General features: G+C 66.1%; 21 protein-coding genes, 1 tRNA gene and 1 pseudogene. 10 read left to right on the forward strand and 13 right to left on the reverse strand.

Annotation, left to right across the window (positions count from 1 at the left end):
* Window positions 1-206: 206 nt before the first annotated feature.
* Entirely contained in the window at window positions 207-896 is a 690-nt protein-coding gene (locus tag L2A60_RS08420) for an alpha/beta hydrolase (RefSeq protein ID WP_235703936.1), read from the reverse strand.
* Between the two features lie 93 nt (window positions 897-989).
* Between L2A60_RS08420 and L2A60_RS20745 the strand changes: the two are divergent.
* A pseudogene (locus tag L2A60_RS20745) lies at window positions 990-1112 on the forward strand (IS5/IS1182 family transposase); the annotation flags it as partial.
* 240 nt (window positions 1113-1352) lie between these two features.
* Here L2A60_RS20745 and L2A60_RS08430 read toward each other — a convergent pair.
* On the reverse strand, window positions 1353-3035 hold the full coding sequence (locus L2A60_RS08430) for a M3 family oligoendopeptidase (RefSeq protein ID WP_235703937.1): 1683 nt from the start codon (window positions 3033-3035) through the stop codon (window positions 1353-1355).
* Between the two features lie 36 nt (window positions 3036-3071).
* Window positions 3072-4811: a DNA mismatch repair endonuclease MutL gene (mutL, locus tag L2A60_RS08435; RefSeq protein ID WP_235703938.1), complete on the reverse strand. Its 1740-nt coding sequence runs from the start codon at window positions 4809-4811 to the stop codon at window positions 3072-3074.
* A 106-nt stretch (window positions 4812-4917) separates the two neighbouring features.
* Between mutL and L2A60_RS08440 the strand changes: the two genes are divergently transcribed.
* Together L2A60_RS08440 and L2A60_RS08445 are read left to right on the forward strand one after the other, a co-directional pair.
* Complete coding sequence (locus tag L2A60_RS08440; protein WP_235703939.1) at window positions 4918-5769, forward strand: SDR family NAD(P)-dependent oxidoreductase; 852 nt, start codon at window positions 4918-4920, stop codon at window positions 5767-5769.
* A 10-nt stretch (window positions 5770-5779) separates the two neighbouring features.
* Window positions 5780-6676 (forward strand): alpha/beta hydrolase, encoded by an 897-nt coding sequence (locus L2A60_RS08445; protein WP_235703940.1) that lies wholly within the window; start codon window positions 5780-5782, stop codon window positions 6674-6676.
* Here the strand turns inward: L2A60_RS08445 and L2A60_RS08450 are convergent.
* The 5 genes from L2A60_RS08450 to ileS all read right to left on the reverse strand — a co-directional run bounded on the left by L2A60_RS08450 (window position 6645) and on the right by ileS (window position 12003).
* Window positions 6645-7133 carry an MFS transporter gene (locus L2A60_RS08450; RefSeq protein ID WP_235703941.1) on the reverse strand — a complete coding sequence of 163 codons (489 nt, stop codon included), beginning with the start codon at window positions 7131-7133 and terminating at the stop codon, window positions 6645-6647. The genes L2A60_RS08445 and L2A60_RS08450 overlap by 32 nt on opposite strands.
* A gap of 9 nt (window positions 7134-7142) precedes the next feature.
* Complete coding sequence (locus L2A60_RS08455) at window positions 7143-7856, reverse strand: MFS transporter (RefSeq protein WP_235703942.1); 714 nt, start codon at window positions 7854-7856, stop codon at window positions 7143-7145.
* Window positions 7857-7899: 43 nt separating this feature from the next.
* The gene (locus tag L2A60_RS08460; RefSeq protein WP_235703943.1) at window positions 7900-8502 is read right to left on the reverse strand and encodes a DUF3035 domain-containing protein; all 603 of its coding nucleotides are present in this window, start codon (window positions 8500-8502) and stop codon (window positions 7900-7902) included.
* Window positions 8499-9026 carry a signal peptidase II gene (lspA, locus tag L2A60_RS08465; RefSeq protein WP_235703944.1) on the reverse strand — a complete coding sequence of 176 codons (528 nt, stop codon included), beginning with the start codon at window positions 9024-9026 and terminating at the stop codon, window positions 8499-8501. The genes L2A60_RS08460 and lspA overlap by 4 nt, the downstream gene beginning before the upstream one ends.
* A 148-nt stretch (window positions 9027-9174) precedes the next feature.
* Window positions 9175-12003: an isoleucine--tRNA ligase gene (ileS, locus tag L2A60_RS08470; protein WP_235703945.1), complete on the reverse strand. Its 2829-nt coding sequence runs from the start codon at window positions 12001-12003 to the stop codon at window positions 9175-9177.
* Between the two features lie 250 nt (window positions 12004-12253).
* Here ileS and L2A60_RS08475 point away from each other — a divergent pair, with 250 nt between their 5' ends.
* From L2A60_RS08475 to L2A60_RS08500, 6 genes are all read left to right on the forward strand, one after another.
* On the forward strand, window positions 12254-13123 hold the full coding sequence (locus tag L2A60_RS08475) for a protein-methionine-sulfoxide reductase heme-binding subunit MsrQ (protein WP_235703946.1): 870 nt from the start codon (window positions 12254-12256) through the stop codon (window positions 13121-13123).
* 43 nt (window positions 13124-13166) lie between these two features.
* Entirely contained in the window at window positions 13167-14456 is a 1290-nt protein-coding gene (locus L2A60_RS08480; protein ID WP_235703947.1) for a hypothetical protein, read from the forward strand.
* Window positions 14453-15835, forward strand: coding sequence for a hypothetical protein (locus tag L2A60_RS08485; RefSeq protein WP_235703948.1), 1383 nt, complete (start codon window positions 14453-14455; stop codon window positions 15833-15835). The genes L2A60_RS08480 and L2A60_RS08485 overlap by 4 nt, the downstream gene beginning before the upstream one ends.
* Entirely contained in the window at window positions 15832-17121 is a 1290-nt protein-coding gene (locus L2A60_RS08490; protein ID WP_235703949.1) for a nickel-dependent hydrogenase large subunit, read from the forward strand. The genes L2A60_RS08485 and L2A60_RS08490 overlap by 4 nt, the downstream gene beginning before the upstream one ends.
* Window positions 17118-17639, forward strand: coding sequence for an NADH-quinone oxidoreductase subunit B family protein (locus L2A60_RS08495; RefSeq protein WP_235703950.1), 522 nt, complete (start codon window positions 17118-17120; stop codon window positions 17637-17639). Before L2A60_RS08490 ends, L2A60_RS08495 begins: the two co-directional genes overlap by 4 nt.
* A gap of 99 nt (window positions 17640-17738) precedes the next feature.
* Window positions 17739-18389 carry a ribonuclease HII gene (locus L2A60_RS08500; RefSeq protein ID WP_235703951.1) on the forward strand — a complete coding sequence of 217 codons (651 nt, stop codon included), beginning with the start codon at window positions 17739-17741 and terminating at the stop codon, window positions 18387-18389.
* On the opposite strand, the gene L2A60_RS08505 is transcribed toward L2A60_RS08500, so the two are convergent.
* The 5 genes from L2A60_RS08505 to L2A60_RS08525 form a co-directional block, all read right to left on the reverse strand.
* Complete coding sequence (locus tag L2A60_RS08505) at window positions 18299-19612, reverse strand: MFS transporter (RefSeq protein WP_235703952.1); 1314 nt, start codon at window positions 19610-19612, stop codon at window positions 18299-18301. The genes L2A60_RS08500 and L2A60_RS08505 overlap by 91 nt on opposite strands.
* On the reverse strand, window positions 19566-19823 hold the full coding sequence (locus L2A60_RS08510; RefSeq protein ID WP_235703953.1) for a hypothetical protein: 258 nt from the start codon (window positions 19821-19823) through the stop codon (window positions 19566-19568). Before L2A60_RS08510 ends, L2A60_RS08505 begins: the two co-directional genes overlap by 47 nt.
* Window positions 19824-20100: 277 nt before the next feature.
* Window positions 20101-21150: a ribonucleotide-diphosphate reductase subunit beta gene (locus L2A60_RS08515; RefSeq protein ID WP_235703954.1), complete on the reverse strand. Its 1050-nt coding sequence runs from the start codon at window positions 21148-21150 to the stop codon at window positions 20101-20103.
* Between the two features lie 100 nt (window positions 21151-21250).
* Window positions 21251-23137 (reverse strand): ribonucleoside-diphosphate reductase subunit alpha, encoded by a 1887-nt coding sequence (locus tag L2A60_RS08520; protein WP_235703955.1) that lies wholly within the window; start codon window positions 23135-23137, stop codon window positions 21251-21253.
* A gap of 309 nt (window positions 23138-23446) precedes the next feature.
* Window positions 23447-24649 carry a pyridoxal phosphate-dependent aminotransferase gene (locus tag L2A60_RS08525; RefSeq protein ID WP_235703956.1) on the reverse strand — a complete coding sequence of 401 codons (1203 nt, stop codon included), beginning with the start codon at window positions 24647-24649 and terminating at the stop codon, window positions 23447-23449.
* Window positions 24650-24777: 128 nt separating this feature from the next.
* Here L2A60_RS08525 and L2A60_RS08530 point away from each other — a divergent pair.
* Window positions 24778-24852: transfer RNA gene (locus tag L2A60_RS08530), tRNA-Gln, on the forward strand.
* Window position 24853: the final 1 nt, after the last annotated feature.

A 24853-nucleotide genomic window follows, 5' to 3' on the forward strand; every position in this document is an offset into this window, starting at 1 on the left:
AAACTTCTCAGACAGGAGACCGTCGCGTGAAGTGCGCCATCAACGGCGCCGCAAAATCAGCCGGAAATCACTACCGCAGAGCGGTTTTGTTCAATCCCCCCGGTCAAATGACGACACACCCTAGTCAAGCCCCTCATGCCGGCCGGGGCTGGCCGAAGGCGATGGCCGAAATAGGTCAGGCAGTCGGAGCGCCTCTGAACAAACCCTCACGCAACGGAGCCGGCAGCTTCCTCGATCAGTGCAATGATATCGTCAGCATGCGAGGCCAGGGACGCATGGCTCGCTTGCAACGTGATCGTCTTCTTAGGGTTCATACGCTCCGCCATCCACTTTTCGCTTTCCGGCGGGATCATGCGGTCGTTCGCCGAGATTTGGTACCAGCTCGGTTTTACTTTCCACGCCGGCGGTCCCGACTTGTCATCAAAACAGCGGGCCGCGATCGGTTTTTGCGACAGCGCCATCACCAGTGCCTCCGTTTCATTGAGGTCCTGGCAGAAACTTTCACGAAATTTGTTGGGGGTGATCCAGAGAAACCCGTCCTTGTCAGGACGGATATTGCCGCCCGAAGGAGACGCTTGCCGTCCGAAAATGCTCCCGAGGCTGTCTCCTTCGTCGGGGGCAAATGCCGCCACATAGACGAGGCCAACAACATTCGGCCCGTGGCCTGCACCCGTGATGACGGCACCACCGTAGGAATGGCCGACCAGCAGGGTCGGGCCGTCCTGCGCCGCGGCAAGCTTGCTTGTGCGGTCGATATCGTCGGCCAGCGATGTGAGCGGATTTTGCACCGCACAGACCCGATAGCCTTTGGCATGCAGCGGCGGAATGACATGACGCCAGTGGGAGCCGTCGCCCCATGCGCCGTGCACCAACAGGATAGTCTGCTTGCCAGTCATCAGCGTCCTCCTGAGTTAAGAACCAGAAAAGAATTATTGAGTAATTTCAGAGGGTTAGGATTCTGTCGGTTTACCGTGACAGACGGAAGCACGATCTCGTGGATTGAGATTACTCGGCGGCAGTATCGTCGGAACGGACTGCGTTACGCAAGTGATTTGACGGATGGCGACTGGGAACTGATCGAGCAATTCATGCCGCTACCCGCGCGGCTTGGTGTGGTGGCTGCGGCGGCAAAATCAATGAAATACCACCCCAACAACGGCCTGACCGCCGATAAGAGAAACAAGATTTCAGGTCGCTGATATGAACCTGACGGATGGCGGGGTGGGCCGGAAAATTTTAGACATGCACCCACCCGGATCGGAACTTCGGCGGCAATTTAATCCGTTGCGATCCCGTCCCCAGGCCGCACTGATGTCATCGCGAGGCGCGCAGCGACGACGCGATCCATCCTGTCACGCGAGTATTTTGGCGACCTCCGCGACCGAGGCTTCGAGCGCGCCCGGCTCGAACGGTGAAATCAGCCCCGCGCCTGACACCAAGTCCAGAAACGGCGCCGAGCCGCCGCGCCGGCACAGCGCGATATAATCCTCCAGCGCGACCTGATAATTCTTGCGCGACCGCACCCAGAATTGCAGCGCGCAGCACTGCGCCAGCGCATAGTCGATCATGTAGAACGGCAGAAGATATAAATGCAGCACGCGCTGCCACGCGCCGCCCTTGGCGCCATGGTCGAGATCGCCATAGTGACGCCACGGCAGATAGCGTTTTTCCAGAGTCTGCCATATCGCATGACGTTCGGCGGGCGTCGCTTCCGGCTTCGCATAAACCTCATGCTGGAAATGATCGAAGCACGCGATATGAGGTAGCCGATACATCGTCTGAATCAGATGCATCCGTCGATACCGTTCCGCCGCGTCGGCACCCACCAGCAGATCCGCGTGCGGATGGGTCAGCAGCTCGAAACTCATCGAGTGGATTTCAGCACTTTCCATGCCCGGCCAGAGATAGTCGATACCCGGCAGATCGCGGCTGGAAAAACCCTGGAACGCGTGGCCCATTTCATGGGTCAGCACGTCGATATCGCCGCTGGTACCGACGAAATTCGCGAAAATGAACGGCATCCCGACGGTCGGAAAATCGGTACAGAACCCGCCATTGCCCTTGCCGGGGCGGTTTTTCAGATCGAGAAACCCGCCCTGGTTCATCGCGCGGTAGAACCCCGCGATTTCGGGGTCCATCCGGTCATACATCGCCTGACCGGCGGCAACCAGTTCGTCATGGCCGCCGAGCGGCGTTGGATTGCCCAAGGGATCGACGATCGCCTCGTCCCAGAAATGGAGTTCGTCCCAGCCGAAATCCTTCCGTCGCTGCTCCAGCAATTCCGCGACCAGGGGCGTGACATCCGCGGCGATCGCGTCGCGATAGCGCGCGACATCCTCCGGTCCGTAATCGAGCCGGCGCATCCGCCGATAGCCGAGTTCGACGAAATTCCGATAACCCAGTTTGCGCGCCATGCCATGGCGCAATTTCACCAGATCGTCGTAAATCCGGTCCAATTCGGCGCCGTTCGCGGTGAAGAACCGGTCGATTTTCAGCTCTGCCTCATGCCGCGTCGCGCGGTTCAGTTGCTCGCGATACGGCGCCATGCCTTCGAGATTGACGATCGTGCCGTCGATCTCGATTTTCGCGGACGCGGTCAGTTCGGTATAGCGCGCGCTGAGCTTGGCTTCCCGCTCCAGGTCGGCGGCGATTTCGGGCCGGAACGTCGAGACATCGACCTCCCAGAGTGCAAGCGCGTGAGCACCCACGGCATCGAGGATCGCGGTCCGGTCCTGATGGCCGAGCAGGCGCTTCTTGAAGCCGGTCTCGTGATCCTTCGCGGCGGGGAGCAGCGCATCGCGATAGTCGCGCGCCTGCGCCGCGTCCGCATCCGCCGTGTTCTGCTGAAACCGCAGCCCGACCAGATTGTCCCACGTCGAAATTTCCCGCCGCACCCGATCGAATTGTGCAACGGCTTCGGCGATTTCGCCATCGTCGAGCAGGGCGTTGAGGGCGGTGTAATCCCGCGCCAGCGACTCCCGGTCGGGTGTCGGTGCGGCAATATCGGCGAATCGGATCGGGGTTTGCGTGTCCATCCCCGTTCAAACCAAGTCTCGTGCCGCCGCGCAAGCTCAGCCGGCGCGGCCGAACATCCGCTCCAGATCGCCCCGCGTCAGCTTCAGCACGGTGGGGCGCCCATGCGGGCAGGTCTGGGCGCGCGGCGTCGCCTCCATCTGGCGCAGCAAAGCCGCCATTTCCGCGATTTCGAGCCGCCGCCCGGCGCGGATCGAACGATGGCACGCCATCCGCGCGAGCACCGCGTCCAGCCGGGCGGACAGCGCGGTCGCCTCACCGGATTCGGCCATTGTGTCGGCGATGTCGCGCAGCAACCCCGCCGGATCGGCCGGGCCAAGCGCCGCCGGAATCGCGCGAATCAGCACCGCACCCGGTCCAAAACCCTCGATGTCCAGCCCAAGTTCGGCAAGCGCGCTTGCCGATCCGAGAAGCCGCGCGGCATCGTCGGCCGGCAGATCGACCGGCACCGGGGCCAGCAGCCCCTGGCGCGCGATCCCGCCCGCATCGCGTTCGGCACGCAGCCTCTCCTCGGTCAGCCTCTCATGCGCCGCGTGCTGATCGACCAGAACCAGCGATCCATCGCCTGCGAGCGCCAGGATATAGGTGTCCAGAATCTGCCCAATCGGCGCGCCAAGCGGATACTCCGACGGCTCTTCGGGCAGTTCCTGCCGGCGCATCACCGGTTTCAGGTCGAGCCCGAACCCGATCTCCGCCTCGGCGAAGCCGTGCGCCTGCTGGGCCGGCGCCGCCGCATAGGACCAGGACGGTGCCGGGCCGCGCGGCGCGAGCCGGAGCGCCGGCGCCTGCGCGAGATCGGCCGGGGCCGCGAGTGCGCGCTGGATCGCGCCGATCACCAGGCTGCGCACCCCGTCCGGCTCGGCGAAGCGCAGTTCGGCCTTGGCCGGATGCACGTTCACGTCGAGCCGGTCATGCCCGAGATCGAGCCAGAGTGCCGCCACCGGATGCCGGCCCTGCGGGATCACCTCGCGATAGGCGATGCGCAACGCCATCCGCAGCAACGGGTCGCGCACCGGCCTGCCATTGACCACGAAATTCTGATGCCGCGCCGTCGCCCTGGTCAGGCTGGCCGGACCGATGAACCCCGAAAGCATCACCCCCTCGCGCACCGCCTCGATCGGCACCAGCGCCTCCATTTCGCCGCGCCCGTAAAGGGCGGCGACCCGCGCGCGCCGGTCCTGTGCGGGCAGGTCGAAGCTAACCACGCCGTCGATGCTCAGCGCGAACGCCACCTCGGGCGCGGCGAGCGCCAGATGCCGCACCGCCTCGACGCAGGCGGCGGTTTCGGCGGCGGTGGAACGCAGGAATTTGCGCCGCGCCGGAGTGGCATAGAACAAATCCTCGACGATCGCCCGCGTCCCGAACGGGGCGGCAACGGGCGCCACCTCGCCCACCGCCCCACCGGCCACAGTGATCCGCGCCGCGACATCCTGCCCGCGCGGCCGCGAGATCAGGGTCAGCCGCGCCGCCGCGCCGATCGAGGGCAGCGCCTCGCCGCGAAACCCCAGGGTCGCAATGCGGATCAGCGCCTCGTCGGCGAGTTTCGAGGTGGCGTGCCGCTCGATCGCCAAAGCCAGTTCGATCTCGGGAATGCCGTTGCCGTCGTCGGTCACCTCGATCCGCGCGATCCCGCCGCCCGCAATCGCCACCGCAATGCGTCGCGCGCCGGCATCGAGCGCGTTCTCGACCAGTTCCTTCACCGCCGCCGCCGGGCGCTCGATCACCTCGCCGGCGGCGATGCGGTTGACCGTCTCCGGCGCGAGTCGTCTGATGGGCATGATGGAGTGTAGCGCCTTGCGCCGCGCTCTGTCCAAGCGTTCGGCAACGCCACTATAGACAAAATTGTCATTTCGTGACAGGCCGAAAGCCGAACCGGAGGGAATGATGCGCATAACAGTCAAAGGCAAGGTCGCGGTCCTGACCGGTGCCGCCAGCGGCATCGGCGCCGCGCTCGCCCGACAGCTCGCCGCGCGCGGCGCGTCGCTCGCGCTGATCGACCGCGACCAGGACGGATTGGAACGGGTCGCCGCCGAAGCCCGGTTGTTCGGCGCCACGGTTTCCACCCATGTCGCCGACCTCGCCGACCCCGCCGCGATCGCGGCGCTGCCCGACGCAATTGCCGCGACTCACGCGGCGCCGGCTTTGCTGATCAACAATGCCGGCGTCGCCCTGGTCGGGCGGTTCGACCAGATGGATGCGGCGGATTTCGACTGGCTGATGGACATCAATTTCTGGGCCGGCGTGCGGATGACCCGCGCCTTCCTGCCCGCCCTCCGTCGCGCGGGTGGCGCGCGGATCGTGTTTCTCTCCTCGGTGTTCGGCATCATCGCACCGCCCGGCCAATGCGCCTATGCCGCCTCGAAATTCGCGATCCGCGGCTTCGCCGAAGCGCTGCGCCACGAACTCGCCGATACGCCAATCGGCGTTACCGTGGTGCATCCCGGCGGTATCCGCACCAACATCGCCCGCTCGGCCCGGCTCGCCGCTGGCATGAACCCGGAAGAGGCGGCAGCGGGCGTGCGCGCCTTCGAGACCATGCTGAAAACCACGCCGGAGGTTGCCGCCAGCACGATTCTGCGCGGCGTCGAGCGCGGCGCGGACCGCGTACTGATCGGCTCCGACGCCTATGCGATCGACGCGCTGCAGCGGCTGATGCCGGCGCGCTACTGGCGACCGATGCAGCGCCGGCTTGGCAAACTCGGCGGGCTGGTCAAAGCTCCCGCCGAACAGAATTAAGGACACCGCCATGGCCAGCCTCGCCGCGCATCTCCTCAATCCGGTCCTGCGCTTTCAGGTCAAGCGCAGGCTCGCCAGGGCGACCGAGGCGCGGGAGCTGCGCAGGGCGTTCAACGCGTCGCTGCCCGGACCGCGCGGCGTGCGCTTCACCGCGGCGGTGGTCGGTATCGCGGGCGAATGGGCGGAGCCGGCCGCCGGAGCATCGCCGGCGTTGACCCTGCTCTATCTCCATGGCGGCGCCTATATCGCCTGCTCGTCGCGCAGCCATCGGCCGATCACCGGCGGCTTCGCCCGGCGCGGCGTACGAGTCTTCGCGCCCGATTACCGGCTCGCGCCGGAAAATCCCTATCCGGCGGCGCTGGAAGACGGGCTCGCCACCTACCAGGCGCTGCTCGACCAGGGCACCGCACCCGAGCGCCTCGCCATCGCCGGCGATTCGGCGGGCGGCGGCCTCGCGCTGGCCGTGCTGCTGAAGGCAAAGCAGGAGGGATTGCCGATGCCCGCGCGCGCCGTTCTGTTCTCGCCCTGGACCGATCTCGCCGCGACCGGCGCCAGCACGGTCGAGAACGACAAGCGCGATCCGATGATCAAGGGCAGCAAGGTGGCGGAGGGTGCGGAGATCTACCTCGCCGGCGCCGATCCGCGCGAGCCCTTCGCCTCGCCGCTCTACGGCGATCTGGCCGGATTGCCGCCTTTGATGATCCATGTCGGCGACAACGAGGTGCTGCGTGACGATTCCGTGCGGTTCGACGCAACGGCGCGCGCCGCCGGCGTCACGAGCCTGTTGCGCGTCTGGCCGGTGGTCGCCCATGTCTGGCCGATGTTCAACGCGATCCTGCCGGAGGGCCGCCAGACGCTCGACGAAAGCGCCGCGTTCATACGCGGTGCCGTCGGCGCAGCTCGTTGATGCCGAAATAGGTCAGCGCGAGCGCGGGCAGCACCGCGCCGACAATCGCCACCAACGGCCAGCCGCCGCGCAGCAGCAGGGGGCTGGCCATCGCCGAACCGGCCGCCCCGCCCAGAAAAAACGCCGCCATGTAGGCGCCGTTGAGCCGCGCGCGCAGCTCCGGCGCCAGCGCGTAGATCGCCCTCTGGCCGAACACGTTGTTCGCCTGCACGCCGAAATCGAGCGCGACGCCCGCCAGCGCCAGCAGCACCACATTATGCGCCGCCGCGCCGAGCGCGGAGAGCGCGAACGAGGCCAGGATCAGCATGAGCGACACCGCGCTGCCCAGCCTGCCATGCCCGGAATCCGCCAGCCGTCCGGCCAGCGGCGCGGACAGCGCCCCCGCCGCGCCCACCAGCGCGAACACCGCGATGCCGCGCTGGGTATAGTGAAACTCGGAGGCCAGCAGCAGCGGCACGGCGGTCCATTACAGGCTGAATGCGCCGAACGCCGCGCATTGATAAGCGGCCCGGCGGCGCAGCGTCGGCTCGGTGACATACAGCACGAACAGGCTGGCGATCAGCGACACGTAGGAATGATCCGCCTTCGGGGTCAGGCGCGGCAGCCTTGCCCGCAGCAGCAGCGCCAATCCGGCCATGCCCACCGCCGAGAGGCCGAATACCGCCCGCCAGCCGGCCGCGTAGGCGATCAGGCTCGCGAACGGGCGGGCGAGCAGAATGCCGAACACCAGCCCGCCCATGACATTGCCGACCACCCGGCCACGCACCGCATCCGGCGTGAGCGAAGCCGCCATCGGCACCAATATCTGCACCGCGCTGGAACTGATGCCGATCAGCAGGGCCGCGCCGAGAAACATCGCCCAGCCTGAAGAGACCGCCGCCGCCGCCAGCGCGACCACCGTGGCGCCCACCAGCCGCACGATCAAGGTCCGGTTTTCCAAGAGATCGCCCAACGGCACCAGGAACAGCAGCCCGGTGGCATAGCCGAGCTGGGTGAGGGTGACGAGCAGGCTCGCCGCCGGTTTCGGCAGATGCAGCGCGGGCGCGATCAGCCCGACCAGCGGCTGGGAGTAATAAAGATTTGCGGCGATTGCCCCGGTCGCGGCGGCGAACAGGGTAACCAGCCCGGCGGAGGGCGCCGCGCGCGGGTCCGCCCTATCGATCGTTGTGCATTGCAACATGGCGGGGGATATGATCCCGGCGGCCCGCCGCTTCAATCGCGGATCAGAAAATCCCGAGCAGGCGGTTCAGCAATCCCTTGGATTGCGTGGCGCTCTGATGCGGTGTCGCCCCCTTGGTCGCCGGTTCGCCAAGCGCCGCGTTTTCCTGCAGGCGGCGCTGCTCGGCCGAGGCGTTGACCACGCTGCTGGTCTGGCCCGATCCGCCGAACGACATCAGTGAATGCAGGAAATCCGGACTCCGGCTTTGCAGATTGGCCTGCCGATCGACCTCTGCGCGGATGCCCGCCGGCGGGGTCGGTCCGGCTTCCTGCAACAGGGCCTGCTGGCCGGGACCCATGCTGGTATCGGCATTGGCGAGCGCGGTCTGCGGCGCCAGCACTTCCTCGGCCTGTTGCGAAGCGGAAATCTGCTGCGGCCGCGGCGCGCCCGGCTGGGGCGCCGGCAAGGTGCCGAGTTCCGGCGGTATCGACAGCGGTGCCTCGGTCGCCACCTCATAGGCGTTGGGCGGCGTAACCTCCAGGCCGAAGGTTTTCGCCGCACCGCTGCACCCGGCGAGGCCCAGGGTCGAACCGATCGCGATCACCCCAAGCAGAACCGGGGTCGAGGCGCGCAGGGCAGGGCTGGTCGGCCGGAATTTCAGCATCATGGCGCTTCCTTATCGCCGCGCGCGGCGTCCGGCAAGGGAGATGCGCTGCCCGGATTGTCGCGCCGGACCATGCCCTCGACGATCAGCGCCGTCACCCCGCAGACGATCGCGGCATCCGCCACATTGAACACATACCAGTGCCAGGCGCCGATATGGGCATCGATGAAATCCACCACCGCGCCATAGCGGAGGCGCGAAATCACGTTGCCGATCGCCCCGCCGATGATCGCGCCGATCGCCAGGGTGGTGACCAGATGGGTCGCCCGCCAGAGCCAAACCGCCAGCGCCACGATCGCCGCCGCGGCGATCGCGATCAGCAATATCGTCGCATTATCGCCCGCCAGAATCCCGAAGGTCACGCCATGGTTCCATACCAGCGCGAAATTCAGCACCGGCAGAATCCGCACCACGCCGCGCGAAGGCAGATCGAGCCCGTACAGAATCCAGGCTTTCGATAATTGATCCGCCGCCAGCACGACGATGGCCACGACAAGGCCGGCGAAGCGGCGGCTCACCACGCTCATCGTCCCGCACCGTCATTGCGAGCGAAGCGAAGCAATCCGTCGGGAAACAAAATGGACAGTCGCGTCCACGGCATCGCTTGCGGCGCGCTGGATTGCTTCGCCCGCGTCGCGGCCTCGCAATGACGGTGGAGGGATCGCGCCACCCCGATCATTCGACGTAGTCGCAGCAGCGGCGGCACAATGTCGGATGGGCATGGTTCTCGCCAACCTCCGGTAGCACCTTCCAGCACCGTGCGCATTTGGTGCCTGGGGCGATTTCAACCCGAGGAACCGCGCGTAGCGGCGCCGAGTCGCCCGCACCCGCGGCATCCGACGAGATCAGCGTCTCAGCAGCGGAGGTAATGCAGAGTTCGGCCCAGTCGACGCTTTGCAGCGCATCCGGCGCGTCGATCGCGAGGGTGACGGTCAGCTTCGCCTGTAGGGACGATGCGATATCGCCATTGCGGCGGCTCTCCTCCAGTTGCATCGTCGCGAGCTTGCGGACCGCGCGCATCTCCGCCCATCCCGCATCCAGCCCATCATCGCGCCACTCCACCGGCACATCCGGGAAACTCTCCAAATGCACGCAGGCATCTTCGCCGAATCGCGCGCGCCACGCCTCGTCGGCGGTGAACGGCAGCACCGGCGCCAGCCATGTGGTCAGGCAGCGGTGCAAACTATCGAGCACGGTGCGGCATGCCCGCCGCGTGTCGCTCTGCCGGAGCATCCGCCCTTCGGCATCGAGCGCGACATCGCAATACAGCGCGTCCTTGCGGATGTCGAAGTAGAACGCCGAGAGATCGGTGTTGCAGAATTGGTGAATCGCCGGATACACCCCGGTCCAGTCATGGGTGTCGACTGCGCGCTTCACCATCGCGTCGAGTTCGGCGAGCCTGTGCAGCATCAACCGTTCAAGCTCCGGCATCGCGTCGCGCTCGACCCGCTCGGCGTCCGAAAAACCCTCCAGTCCTCCCAGAATCCAGCGCAGCGTATTCCTGATCCGCCGATAGAGATCGGCCTGCTGCTTCAGGATATCCTTGCCGATCCGTAAATCGTTGTGGATGTCCGAATTCATCACCCACAGGCGCAGAATATCCGCGCCATACTGACCGATCACCTCCTGCGGCGCGGTGACATTGCCAAGCGATTTCGACATTTTCCGGCCCTGCTCATCGAGCACGAATCCATCCGTCACGATCGCCTTGAACGGCGCCACCCCGCGCGTCCCCACCGCCTCTAACAAAGATGCCTGGAACCAGCCGCGATGCTGGTCCGACCCTTCGAGATACAGATCGGCCGGCCATCGCATCCCGCGCGCTTCCAGCACGAACGCATGGGTCGACCCGCTCTCGAACCAGACATCGACGATGTCGAACACCTGCTCGAAATCGTCGGGATTATAATCATTGCCAAGGAAATCCGCCGCCGGCCGCGCATACCACGCATCGGCGCCCTCGGTCGCGAAAATCGCGCGAGTCCGCGCGAACACCGCCGGGTCCGCCAGAACCTGTTTGTCGGATTTGCGCACGAAAATCGCGATCGGCACGCCCCAGGCGCGCTGGCGCGAAATGCACCAGTCCGGCCGGCTTTCCACCATCGAGCGGATGCGGTTGCGCCCGGCTTCGGGCACGAACGCGGTGTTATCGATCGCGTCCAGCGCCTTGGCGCGGATTTGTTCGGCGCCGTCCATGCGGATGAACCAGTTCGGCCGAGCCAGATAGATCAGCGGCGCCTTCGAGCGCCAGGAATGCGGATAGGAGTGCAGAAACTCCTCGCGCTTGAGCAAAGCGTCGGCGTCTTCGAGCGCCTTGCACACCGGATCGGCCGCCTTATACACATGGATGCCGGCAAACAGCGGCACATCCGGCGCATAGACGCCGTCATCCTGGACTGTCTCCGGCACATCGATCCCATGTTCGTGGCAGAGAAAAAAATCGTCCTCGCCATGCGCGGGCGCCATATGAACGAACCCGGTTCCGGCCTCCGTCGTGACGAAATCGCCAAGCAGCATAGGCACGTCGAAATCGTAGCCGCGCCCGCGCAGCGGATGCGCGCAAACCGAACCGGCAAGATCGTGTCCCTTTATCGTTCGCAACGTCGAACGCGCGATGATACCCGCATCGGCGCTAAACGCGTCGAGCAGGGCGGCCGCGACGAACAGTGTGTCGCCGACGCGCGCCAGACTTGCATCCGCGACCGCTTCGACCTTGACGAGGACGTAATCGATCTTCGGTCCCGCCGCGACCGCGCGATTGCCGGGAATCGTCCAGGGCGTCGTCGTCCAGATTACGATCGAACTGCCGGCGAAGTCGCCTAAAACCACCGGAAACCTTACCCAGATCGCGGTATCCGTCTTATCCTGATACTCGACCTCGGCCTCGGCCAGCGCGGTCTTTTCCACCGGGCTCCACAGCACCGGCCGCAACCCGCGATACAGCGCGCGATTCGCCGCGAATTTATGAATCTCCGCCGCGATCGCCGCCTCGGAGGCAAAATCCATCGTCGCATAACGGTTCGCCCAGTCGCCCTCGACCCCGAGGCGCTTGAACTCGGCCGCCTGCACCTCCAGCCAGTGCGCGGCATAGGCGCGGCACTCGGCGCGGAAATCCAGCACCGGAACCTCGTCCTTGTCCTTCCCCGCCTTGCGATATCGCGCCTCGATCATCCATTCGATCGGCAGCCCGTGGCAGTCCCAGCCGGGCACGTAATTCGCATCGAACCCGGCCATCTGGCGCGCCCGGTTGATCACGTCCTTGTGGATCTTGTTCAGCGCGTGGCCGATATGCAGATTGCCGTTCGCATAGGGCGGCCCGTCATGCAGAATGAACGCCGTCCGCCCGGCCGAGATTTCGCGCAGCCGCCGGAACAGCCCCATCGCCTGCCAGCGCGCCAGCGCCTCGGGCTCGCGCTTGGGCAGATCGCCGCGCATCGGGAATTCGGTGCGCGGCAGAAATACGGTGGCGCGATAATCGCGTTGGGTCGTCTGGGCGTCGTTCATGATAAAAATTCCGGCGGAAGAAACTACAGGCGGGCTGACCCGGCCCCTATATCAGGGCCGGGCGGGTAATTCGCCGGGCGATCGCCCACCGGGAAGCATGATCGGTCATGGTTCCGTCTTATGGGAGTGCCGGGATGCGCCGGTCAAGCGCGGCCCTGCTCGCGCGAATGTGCGCTTGCCGCGGTCTGGATTCAGCGTCCAGATCCGGCCCCGATCGCGTATCGATGGTGAAACCGGACCCGAATTTCTCATGACCGCCGCAACCACAACCCGGCCGCGCCGCCACCCGTCGATCTTCGCTCCGCCCTGGCGCACGCCGGCCGGGCGGTTTTCCTGGCTGAAAACCGTCACGCTGGCGCTCTGCGTCGCGCCCGCGCCGTTCATCCTCTGGCAATGGGATACCGGCGATCTCGGCGGCCGTCCGGTGCATCACGCCATGCTGGAAACCGGATTCTGGGCAATCCGCTTCCTGATCCTCTGCCTCGCCGTCACCCCGGCGCGCTCCCTGTTCGACTGGCCGCGCGTGATGATGCTGCGCCGGATGCTCGGCCTCACCGCCGCGTTCTACACCTTCGCCCATATCATCCTCTACGCCGCCGACGAGGGTTTTGCCGCGGGCTTCGTGCTCGGCCAGATGGTCACCGTGTTCTACCTGATCCTCGGCACCATCGCGACGATCGGCTTCATCGCCCTGTCGCTGACCTCGACCGACGCGGCGATCGCGCGGCTCGGCCGCAACTGGAAAAGCCTGCACCGGCTGATCTACCCGATCGCCGCCTTGTCGCTCTGGCATTTCTTCCTGACCCAGAAGATCGACATCGGCATCGCCATGGTTCCCGCCGGCCTGTTCGTCTGGCTGATGCTCTGGCGCGCCACCCCCCATGCATTCCGCCGTTCGCTCGCGGGGCTGATCGCGCTCGCGGCGGGTGCCGTGGCGATCACCGCCTTCGGCGAGGCCGGGTGGTATGTGCTGAACTCCGGCATCGACCCGTGGCGCGTGCTCGCCGCCAATCTGTCCACCGCGCGGCCGACCGCGGCCATGTTCGTCGCCGCCGACCTCGCCTTCCTGATCGTCATCGTCGCGGCCCGGCGCACCCAGAAGCGTCTCGCTCGAAGCTGACGCGCATCCTTCCGACTCACGCGCCGCCCTGCTACCACGGGGCATGTCCCGCTCCAGCCTGAGACGACTCCTGACGCTGCCGGTCGCCGCCGCGATCGCGCTGATCGGCGCCTTGGCCTGTGTGGCGTTCATCCTGCTGCAGGCGCCCCCCATCACCGCCAGCGTCCCGGATCTCGGGATCTCCGGCACGGTCGGTTTCGCCATCTTTCCGGCGCGCGCCGCCATCCTGGCGCCGGTGCTGCTCGCCGGTGCCGCATCGCTCCTCGCCGCGATCGACATCGAAACCTCACCAGCCGGACGGGTGGGGCTGATCGTCCTCGTCGCCGTCACGACCCTCGCGATCCTGGCGCTGGACGCCTACGCCACCGCCTTCTTCGCCCTGCTGGCATTGCTGATCGCGGTGCGCGTCCGCGCCGCCGAAAGTTTCGCCCTGGCCGCGATCCCCGCCATCGCGATCGGCCTCGCCATCGCCGATCCGCCGCCCGATCCATTGCTCGTTCTTGCCGGCGCGATCGCCGCGGTGGCCGCGGGCTGGCGCGCCGCGACCACGCTCGACCTCGCCAGACTCGCCCGCGCCGTCGCCCTTGGTTTCACCGGGCTGGGATTCATCGCATTCGGCCTTGGATCGGATGGGGCGGCGCGTCTCTGCCTCGCCGCCAATGCGCTGACCGCCCCGCTTCTGGCGATCGCCGCCGCGATGATCTTCGAGGCTACCGGCACGCGTTCGCTCGACTGGCTGGGCGGGCTCGCGCGCGGCATGCCGCGCTTTTCGCTGCTGCTCCTCGCCGGTCTCGGTTTCGCCGCCCCGCTGCCGCCGGGGCCGGGCTTCGCCGCTTTCCTCGCTGTGCTGCGCCCGGCGATCATGGGAAACCCGATCGGTGCCGTGAGCGCGGTCGCTCTGGCGCTCTGGTTCGCCCTGATGGGCTTCGCCGCGATCCGTGCCTTCGGCCTCGCCTGCCTTGGCCGCCCGCGCAGCCTGCGCGCCGCCGCCGCCGAAGATGCGCCGCGCGCGACCATCACCGCGATGATAGTTCTCGCGCTGTCCGGGCTCGTCCTGGCGCTATTCGAATCAGCCGAAAATGCCTGGATTTGTCTCGTTCTGCTCGGGCTCGCCGCGCTGATCCGCCGCTTTGCGATCGTCTCCGGCCCGCTGGAGTCCGCCGAATTCGGCGGCGGCTTCGCCAAACCGCCCGCCTGGCTGCCGTTCGGCGACCCGGCGACCCAGATCACCGCCACCGGCTTCGCCGCCGCCTTCCGCACCGCACCGTGCCCCTGGACGGCAAAATTGCACGGCGCCTGGGCCCGGCTGCGCGCCACGATCGCGGCCCGATGATCCTCGCCGCCCAGTTCTTTGCCGCGCTGATCGGCCTCGCCGCGATGCTCGCGATGGCTTTCGCTCTCGAAGCGCTCACGCGATGGATCGCGGCGCGCCGCGCCGGAATCGCGCCCGCGCCGGCGGCTCAGATCGGTCACGATCTGGTCAAACTGCTGCGCAAGCGGCGGCTGCGTCCCGCCTTCGCCTCGCCGCTCTATTCCACATGGCCGATCCTCGCTTTCGCCGCGACCGGCGCGGCGGCTTGTATCCTTCCCGGTTTTGCCGATCATCTGATCACCCAGCCCTTGGCCCGTCTGCCTCTGCTCGTCGGACTTCTCGCATTGGGACGTGCCGCCCGCGTGCTCGCCGCGCTGGAATCGGGGGGGGGCGCGCGCGGCCGCGCCGCCGCCCAGGCGGCAACCGGCGCCTGCCTCGCCGAAGCCGTCTGGCTGATCGCCATGGCGGCACTCGCCGTCACCGCCCAGAGCCTGTCGATCAGCCGGATCGGTGCCGCCGCGCCGGGCGGGCCGCAAGTGCTGGTTCCCGCCGGGTTCGCAGCCCTGATCGCCGCGCGCGGCTTCCGCGATGACGCCGCCACCGACTATGCCGGGCCGGATCGCGCGATCTTCATCGCCGAGTCCATGCTGCGCCAGGTGGTGCTGCTCGCCGCGCTGATCGATGTGGCCGTCCCCTTCGGCATGGCGGATGCTAGGCTCATCCTGTCCTGGCCGCTCGGTCTCGCCATCTGGATCGCGAAACTGGTTGTTCTGCTCCTTGCCGCGACCCTCGCCGCCGACATCGCGCCGCGCCGGACCGCACGCCTTGCCTTGCCGCTCGCGTTCGTCGCACTGGCGATGGTTTTCGCCGACAACTTCTCCTGGGCCGGCCTGCTGATCGCGATCGGTGGCATCTTCGTCGTATTCGGCGTCGTTCGCCTCTGGCGGCGCGCGCCGCCCCTCGAAGCCGCGAGCTTCACCCAGGCGGGCGCGGCGTTGATCGGCTTCGGGCTCGGCGCTGCCGAGGCCGGGTGGCTGATTCTTGCCGGCATCGTCCTCGCCCGGCTCGCCGGGTTCCTCGCCGAACGCCACAAAACCGCGTTTGGGCGCCGTTGGATCGAGGCGGGATGCATGACGGCCCTGGCCGGTCTGCCGCCGTTCGGCCTGTTCGCCGGGGATTTCGCGGTGCTGCGTGCCGCCTTTGCCGCATCCCTCCCGTTCGGCATCTGTCTCACCCTGGTTCTCGCGATCTCGGCGATCCTGCTGATCGCCCGCCTGTCGCCCGGCGCTGCGCCCCGGCAGCCGAAACATGCGCCCGCCGTGCTCGCGGCGGCGGCGCTGCTGCTCGCACTTCTCGTCGCGCTGGGGGTGGCACCTTCGCTGATCGGCGGTGCCGGATGACCGCCGATTTCGCCATCCTGATCGGCTCCGCCGCCACCGAGCCCGCATCCCCGGTCGCGTTGCGCGTGCTGCCGCCGGAGTCCTGGGCGCGTCTCGCCGCAGGCGACGCCACCGCGCGGTTCCTCGGCCTCTGGATCGCGCGCGATCGCGTCCACGCTTTGTTCGAGCACAATGGTTCTCCACTATTTCTGGCCTCACCTCTGGTCGAAAGGCGCTATGCCGCGCTCTCACCGGGTTGGACTCTCGCCGCCTGGTTCGAGCGCCTCGCCCACGACCTCACCGGCGCGATCGCCAACAACGCCGCCGATACGCGTCCGGCGATCCGCCACGGTGTGGCGGGAACCGATGCCGCGTGGCCACGCTTTATCGAAACACCGGGTGAGGGGTTTTATCAGATCGGCCAGGGCCCGGTCTCCGGCCTGATCGCCACCCCGGCGCATCGCCGCTTCACCCTCGACGGCGCGAGGATCGCCCGGCTGGAGCACCGTCTCGGCTACGCGCATCGCGGCATCCTCGCCTTGATGCGCGGCAAGTCGCCACGCGCCGCCGCCCGCTTCGCCGCGCGCATCGCCGGCGGCGCGACGGTCGCCCACGCGCTCGCCTTCGCCCGTGCCGCCGAGGCGGCGAGCGGCACCACCGCTCCGCCGCGCGCCGAAACGTTGCGCGCGATCATGCTGAATATCGAACGGATTACCTCCGATCTCTCCGCTCTCGCCGCAACCGCCGAGGCTGCCGGCCACCTCCGGCGCGCCACCGTTCTGGGCCGCGTGCGGGCGGAGATCGCGGCGGCGCTGGCATTGGTCTTCGGCCATCGGCTGATGATGGATCTGGTGGTACCGGGCGGTCTCGCCGCCGATGCAAGACCGGACGAATTCCCGCGCCTGACCGCCGCGCTGGCAGCGGCATCGCGCGCGGTTCGCGGCATCGGCCGCGTCTCGGTGCGGCGCGATCTGCGCGGCGCGGCGCCGCTCGCGCTGGCCCGCGCCCGCTCGGCGATCAACCTCGCCGCAACCGCGCGCGACGCATTGGCCGCACTCCCCGAAGGCATCATCGCCCATCCACTGCCGGCGGCGACCGGCATGGCGATCGGCGCCGCAGCAAGTGCCACCGGCATGATCCATCATTGGGTCATGCTCGAAGCCGGCCAGATCGCCGATGTTTTCGTGATCGACCCGGCAACACGGCTGCTGCCCGCGCTGGAGGCCGCTTCGGTGGGTATGAATTTCGATGAATTTGCTTTGTTGTCAGAAATTTATGGGATTTCGTTCGGAGCAGTCGATCTATGAACCCCGATCCCGACCCGGCCACGCCCGACTCGACGGTGCGGGTTCTCGCCGAACGCCTCGCCGCCTCCGGTCAGGCGCTGCTCGGCCGCAGCCTCGCCGTCCGCCACGTCGATGCAGGCAGCTGCGGCGGCTGCGAAATCGAATTGGCGGCGGTGCGCGTGCTGCGCGACGGACTTTCACGCTCCGGGATCACCTTTACCGACGACCCGCGGGCGGCGGATGTGCTCCTGATCACCGGCGTCGCCACGACCAACCTCGCCGAGGCCGCACAGCGCACCCTGGCGGCGATGGCGCCGCCGCGCTTCGTCGTCGCGATGGGCGATTGCGCGGTGGATGGCGGAGTGTTCAAGGGCTCGGCGCCGGTTCTCGGCGGTGCGGAACGCATCCTGCCGGTCGATCTGCTCATCGCCGGCTGCCCGCCGACGCCGCGTCAGATCATCGCCGGATTGCTCGCACTGCTCGAAGCCAACGCCGCCCCGGTCCGCAGAACGCCTCGACGGATCGAACCGAAAGCGTGATGACTATGCATCAAGCACGCTTTCGATTTGTCTTGACGATCAATTTCATGGCTTCTGGCTGGATTGCTGCGCGATTCAACCAGAAGCCATATTGATCTTATGCCTGACTGCCGCCACGAAACCCGGATCGGCGGCGTGGTCGCCGGGGTGGACGAGGTGGGGCGCGGGCCGCTCGCCGGCCCCGTGGTGGCGGCGGCGGCGATCCTGCCGGACGTGCTGCCTGCAGGACTGGCCGCGCTGATCGACGATTCCAAGAAACTCTCCGCCGCCCAGCGCGTGCGTGCTCTGGCCGCGCTGATCGATTCTGGCGCGTTCGTCGCGCTGGGCGCCGCATCGGTCGCCGAAATCGCCCGCCTCAACATCCTGCACGCGAGCCTGCTCGCGATGCGCCGGGCGGTCTCGCGGCTGAAATGCCGCCCGGATCACGTGCTGATCGACGGCCACATCGCGCCGTCGCTGCCGATGCCCTGCACCACGCTGATCGGCGGCGACGGTATTTCGCTGTCGATCGCGGCGGCTTCGATCGCGGCCAAAATCGCCAGGGACCGGCTGATGACGCGGCTGGATACCCGCTACCCCGGCTATTTCTGGGCGCGCAACGCCGGCTACGGCACGCCGGCACACCGCGCGGCGATCGCCTCGCTCGGCATCACCGTGCATCACCGGCGCGGCTTCGGTCCCTTGCTGACCGAGGGCTTGCCCAGCAAGGCGGAAGCGATCGCGGCAAGCGATGCGGTGGCCAGCAGATAGACCCCGGCGGCCAGCTTGCTGCCGGTCACCCCGATCAGCGCGGTCGCGATCATCGGCGCGGTGCCGCCGCCGAACCCCATGCCGAGATTGAACGCCAGCGAATAGCCCGACAGCCGGTAGCGGGGCGGAAACAGTCCCGAGAGCATGGCGGGCGCCGCGCCCATCACCAGCGCGAGCAGCAGCGCGAACCCGATCTGCACTGCCCAGAGGCCGGATGACGCCGCATCGCGCGCGGCGGCGAAGCCGGGCCAGGCGGTCAGCGCCAGTGCCGCGAAAGCGAGCGCGATCAGAGTCGTGCGTCCGATCAGACGATCGGTGCTCCAGCCGGCGAGGGGAATGACCAGGATGGTCAGCGCCTGGGCGATCGTGTTGATGCCGAGCGCGCGCGCCGCGTCCGTATGGCCGAAACTGGTCGCGAAGGTCGGCAGGAACACCATGGCGAGATAGAAGCTGCCGCCATAGCCGAAGGCGAACAGGGTCGCGAGGCCGAGCCCGCGCGGATTTTCGGCGAAAGCCACCCGCAGCGGAGCGATTCTCTCGTTCGGGTCGGGCCGGTAGGGGCTGTCCTCGATATGACGGCGGAGCAGGAACGCGATCGCGGCGAGCGCGCCGCCGGCGAGAAACGGGATGCGCCAGGCGCCGGCATCGAGGGCATGGGCGCCGCCGACCGCCGCGGTGAGTGCCGCGAGCCCGGCCGCCAGCAGCGAGCCGCCCATCGAGCCGATATTGGCGAAGCTGCCGGCGAAGCCCCGGCGATTTTCGGGCGCGGTCTCGACCAGATAGGTCACCGATCCGGTGAACTCGCCGCCCACCGAAACTCCCTGCAGGATGCGCACCAGGACCAGCAGAACCGGGGCCGCGACCCCGGCCTCTGCATAGGTCGGCAGCAGGCCGACCAGAACCGTGGCGCTGCCCATCATGGTCACCGAAAGCAGCAGGACGAACTGCCTGCCGATCCGATCGCCGAGATAGCCGAAAACAATGCCGCCCAGCGGGCGCATCAGAAAACCGATGGCGAATCCGGCGAACACCCCGAGCAGCGAGGCGATGCGGTCATGCGAGGGGAAGAACAGCCGGCCCAGCGTGGGGGCAAGGAAGCCGTATAGCCCGAAATCATACCATTCGAGCACGTTGCCGATCGCGCCGGCGGCGAGAGGCCGCCAGGCCAGCGCGGCCTCAGCCGTATCTCTGCTCGGGATGGCGCAGATGCCAGAGCCGCTCATGGGCGGCGACCAGGCTTTCGATGCTTTTGCGCCGATTGGTGTCGGGGTTGACGGTGCGCCGGGACAGCATCTTTTCCAGGATCACCAGCAATTGTTCCGCGACGTCGTAATCGTCCTGATCGCAGGCATGGTGAAAGGCGATGAGAATCTTGTCGGACAGGCGTCGGCTGTAGCGCGACTGCGATCGGTCCGGTTTTGCGTTGTCGGTCACTTGGTCGACAGAATCCTCATCCACCACGGTTACACCCAATCTGAAGATGAACGGTTCGTCACCTTACTGATTTTTAGTCGTTGCGCCATCCGAAAATCGTCCGAAAATAGCACCAATTGCAATCAACGCGCGATTTTCCGGCAGGCCTGAGCCGGTCAGGCCCGCCGGCGCGCAGATTTTTGGATAGATTTCCAGGTTATAAAGGCATGGTTCCAAAATTTTTACAAGTTTAGTCGCACAATGATTTTCCTGCGGGATCGGCGCGAATCGGTCGGATTTACGAAACCGAGGCCGGCGTTTCGGACGAAAACACGAAATCGGCGAAGGCATCTTCCCAGGAGCCGGTGGTCGAGGCCTTGCTGTATTCGGTCGCCCGGTTTTCGAAGAAATTCGCGTGCTCCACCGCGTTGAGCATCTCGTCGAGCCAGGGCAGCGGGTTCTTCTCGATATGGAACAGCACGTTGAGGCCGAGTTGCTGCAACCGGCGATCGGCGATGAAGCGGATATAGCGCTTGACATCGGCGGCGGTCAGCCCCTCGACCGCGCCGAACTCGAACGCCAGATCGATGAACGCATCCTCGTGATCGACGATGGTTGCGCACGACAGATAGAGTTCGCGCCGCAGCTCCTCGGTCCAGATCTCCGGGTTTTCCGAAATGAAGGTGCGGAACAGGCGGATCACCGAGATGCAGTGCAGGCTCTCGTCGCGCACCGACCAGGAGATGATCTGGCCCATCCCTTTCATTTTGTTGAAACGCGGAAAATTCAGCAGGATCGCGAAGGAGGCGAACAGTTGCAGCCCTTCGGTGAAGGCGCCGAAGGCCGCCAGCGTCTTGGCGATCTCGTGCTTACTGTCGACCCGGAAGCCGTGCATGTAGTCGTACTTGTCCTTCATTTCCTTGTATTTCATGAAGGCCGAGTATTCGAGTTCCGGCATTCCCACGGTATCGAGCAGATGCGAATAGGCGGCGATATGCACGGTCTCGATATTGGAAAACGCCGACAGCATCATCAGCACTTCGGTCGGTTTGAACACCTGCGAATAGTGCTTCATGTAGCAGTTGTTCACCTCGACATCCGCCTGGGTGAAGAAGCGGAAAATCTGGGTCAGCAGATTGCGCTCGCCGGACGTCAGATTCTTGTGCCAGTCCTTCACGTCGTCGGCCAGCGGCACTTCCTCGGGCAGCCAATGCACCCGCTGCTGGGTCAGCCACGCCTCATAGGCCCACGGGTAGCGGAACGGCTTATAGACCGGATTTTCGGTCAGCAGGTCGTATTTTTGCGCTGTGGACGGGACGGATGACGGGGCGGAAACGATGGCGGACATGAACCAAACCTCTGTTGCTGGAAGCATCGACGCGGCTGAAATTTCAAGGTGGTTTAATTCGAGAGAGTCGAAATTTGACGGGGGGAAGATCAAAATATCATCACTGACACGCCAGGCACTCCTCGTAATTGGTCGGGCTCGCCGCCGCAACCAGCGGCAGGGGCGCCGTATCGTTGGCCGCCTCGTCATGGCTGCGCCGTTCGACCTTTTCGCTCACCGTATCGGCGCGCTGGATCGACAGCGACCGGCAATAATACAGCGACTTCACCCCGCGCTTCCACGCCTGATAATGGATCTGGTGCAGATCCCGCTTATGCACGTCGGCGGGCAGAAACACGTTGACCGACTGGCTCTGGCAGATATACGGCGTCCGATCCGCCGCGTGCTCGACCACCCAGCGCTGATCCAGCTCGAACGCGGTCTTGAACACCGATTTCTCGTCGTCGGTCAGGAAATCGAGATGCTGCACCGACCCCTTGGTGACGGTGATGTTCGACCAGGTCTCGTCGTCGTCGCGGCCTTTGGCGGCCAGCAGTTGCTGCAGGTGGCGGTTGCGGACCGAGAAGCTGCCGGAGAGTGTCTTCTGCAGGAACACATTGGCGGCGATCGGCTCGATTCCGGGGCTCGCATTGCCCGCGATGATCGAGATCGAGGCGGTCGGCGCGATCGCCATCTTGTTGGAAAACCGCTCCATGATCCCGTAATCTGCGGCATCCGGGCACGGCCCGCGTTCGGCGGCCAGCTTGTGCGACGCCGCATCGGCCCCAGACCGAATATGCTTGAAAATCCGTATGTTCCACACCTTCGCCATGGCGCTCTCGAAGGGGATGTTCAGCGCCTGCAGGAACGAATGGAACCCCATCACCCCAAGCCCCACCGAACGCTCGCGCATCGCCGCATACTTCGCCCGGCTCATGCTGTCCGGCGCGCGGTCGATGAAATCCTGCAGCACATTATCGAGGAAGCGCATCACATCCTCGATGAACTGCGGATTGTCGTGCCACTCGAACCAGGTTTCCAGATTGATCGAGGACAGGCAGCACACCGCGGTCCGCTGCGCGCCGTGCTGGTCGAGCCCGGTCGGCAGGGTGATCTCGGAGCACAGATTCGAGGTCTTCACTTCGAGTCCGGCCAGTTTATGATGCTCCGGCCGCGCGTTGTTCACATGATCGGAGAACACCAGATACGGCTCGCCGGTCTCGATCCGCGCGGTCAGCAGCCGCACCCACAGCGCGCGCGCCGACACGCTGCGCACATGCGCGTTATCCTTGGGCGAGGTGAGGGACCACATCTCGTCGCCCTCGACCGCGCGCATGAACGCGTCCGAAATCAGAATGCCATGATGCAGGTTGAGCGCCTTGCGGTTCGGGTCGCCGCCGGTCGGCCGGCGGATCTCGATGAATTCCTCGATTTCCGGGTGCGAAACCGGCAGATACACCGCCGCCGAGCCGCGCCGCAGCGAGCCCTGGGAAATTGCAAGCGTCAGGCTGTCCATCACCCGGATGAACGGCACCACGCCCGAGGTCTTGCCGTTCTGGCCGACCTTTTCGCCGATCGAGCGCAGATTGCCCCAATAGGAGCCGATGCCGCCGCCCTTGCTCGCCAGCCAGACATTCTCGTTCCAGAGATCGACGATCCCCTCCAGACTGTCCGACGCCTCGTTCAGGAAGCAGGAAATCGGCAGCCCGCGCGAGGTGCCGCCATTGGAGAGCACCGGCGTCGCCGGCATGAACCACATCCGGCTGATATAGTCGTAGAGCCGCTGCGCGTGCGCGGTATCGTCGCCATAATAGGAGGCGACACGGGCGAACAGATCCTGATAGCCCTCGCCGGGCAGCAGGTAGCGGTCGTCCAGGGTCGCCCGGCCGAAATCGGTCAGCAGCGAATCGCGCGACCGGTCGACCCGCACCTGATGCCGTCCCGGCATCTGGACGATATCGTCGAGGTCGTCGAGCATCGACGGTTCGGTTCGGGTGATCGCGTTCATCGCTGCTTCGTCTCCGCTCGGGTTCGCGTCCACCATAACAACATATAGAGGGGGTCCCACGCAATGACCTACTACATCGGGTTCCATCACAAAATTCGCTTGCACCGAGTCGGGGTCAAGCCGGGCTAAATCGTTCATGATTTGTTCCATTATACTCAGGGCGCAATCCCGGCAAGACGCCCCGACTCGATGACATTCATGTGGTGATTGGTCGTCGCGACAACCAGGCGAACCGCTGGTTGTCGCGTGCATGGCAATGCCACGCTCGCCGCGCCCCAGCCCCAGGGCGCGGTCACCTGTGCTGGTGGATCAGCGCATGTCCTTGCAGAAATTCTGGATCCGGGTGCAGGCGTCGCGCAGCGCCTCGGTGCTGGTCGCGTAGCTGACCCGGAAATAGCCGGGATAGACGAAGGCCGATCCGTGCACGGCGGCGACGCCGTGCTCCTCCAGCAGCGCGGTGACGAACGCCTCGTCATCGGTGATTTTGGTCCCGCCCGCGCTGGTCTTGCCGATGCAGCCATGGATCGAGGGGAATACGTAGAACGCGCCCTCGGGCTTCGCACAGGTCAGGCCGGGTGCCGCGTTCAGCATCTCGACCACCAGATCGCGCCGTTCGCGATAGGCCGCCCGCATCGTCGCGATCGCATCCTCCGGCCCGGTCAGCGCCGCGACCGCCGCCGCCTGCGACACCGACGAGGTGTTCGAGGTGGATTGGCTCTGTAGCTTGTCCATCGCCTTGATGAGTGCCACCGGCGCGCCGCAGAAGCCGATGCGCCAGCCGGTCATCGCATAGGCTTTCGAGCAGCCGTTCATCGTCACCGTGCGGTCGCGCAACCGCGGCTCGACCTCGACGATGGTGGCCGGCCTGAACCCGTCATAGACCAGTTTTTCGTAGATATCGTCGGTGAACACCCAGACATCCGGGTGGCGCAGGAGCATATCGCAGATCGGCCGCAGATCCTCCGCCGAATAGGCCGCCCCGGTCGGGTTGGACGGCGAGTTCAGGATCAGCCATTTGGTGCGCGGCGTGATCGCGGCTTCCAGATCCTCGGCGCGCAGCTTGAACCCGTTGTTCTGGCCGCAGGGAACGAAGACCGGCTTGCCCTCGGCCAGTTGCACGATGTCGGGATAGCTCACCCAGCACGGCGTCGGGATGATCGCCTCGTCGCCCGCCTCGATGGTCGCGAGCATGGCGTTGAAAATCACCTGCTTGCCACCGGTCGAGACGATGATCTCCTCCGGCTTGTAGTCGATTCCGCTGTCGCGCTTGAACTTTTCCGCGACCGCCTTCCGCAGGGTCATGGTGCCGGCGACATCGGTATATTTGGTCTCGCCCGCCTCGATCGCGGCAATCGCGGCGCGCTTGATGTGGTCGGGCGTGTCGAAATCCGGCTCGCCGGCCGAAAGGCTGATGATATCGCGTCCCGCGGCCTTGAGCTGCCGCGCCTTGGTCGAAATCGCGATGGTCTGGCTCGGGCTGATGCGGTTCAAACGCGCGGCGATCAGGTCCATTTCTGTTTCTCCCCGGAAAACGCACGTCATCTAACGTGGATTGCCCTGCTTGAACATCCTTCGAACGCCGCATCTGCCGTGCGGCCCTTGCCGAGCGGCGCGCGACGCCATATCAGACCTTGCGCGCATGGGGTGTAGCCAAGCGGTAAGGCAGCGGATTTTGATTCCGCCATGCGGAGGTTCGAATCCTCCCACCCCAGCCAG

The sequence above is a fragment of the Acidiphilium iwatense genome (assembly GCF_021556475.1).
GTDB classification, from domain to species: Bacteria; Pseudomonadota; Alphaproteobacteria; order Acetobacterales; family Acetobacteraceae; genus Acidiphilium; species Acidiphilium iwatense.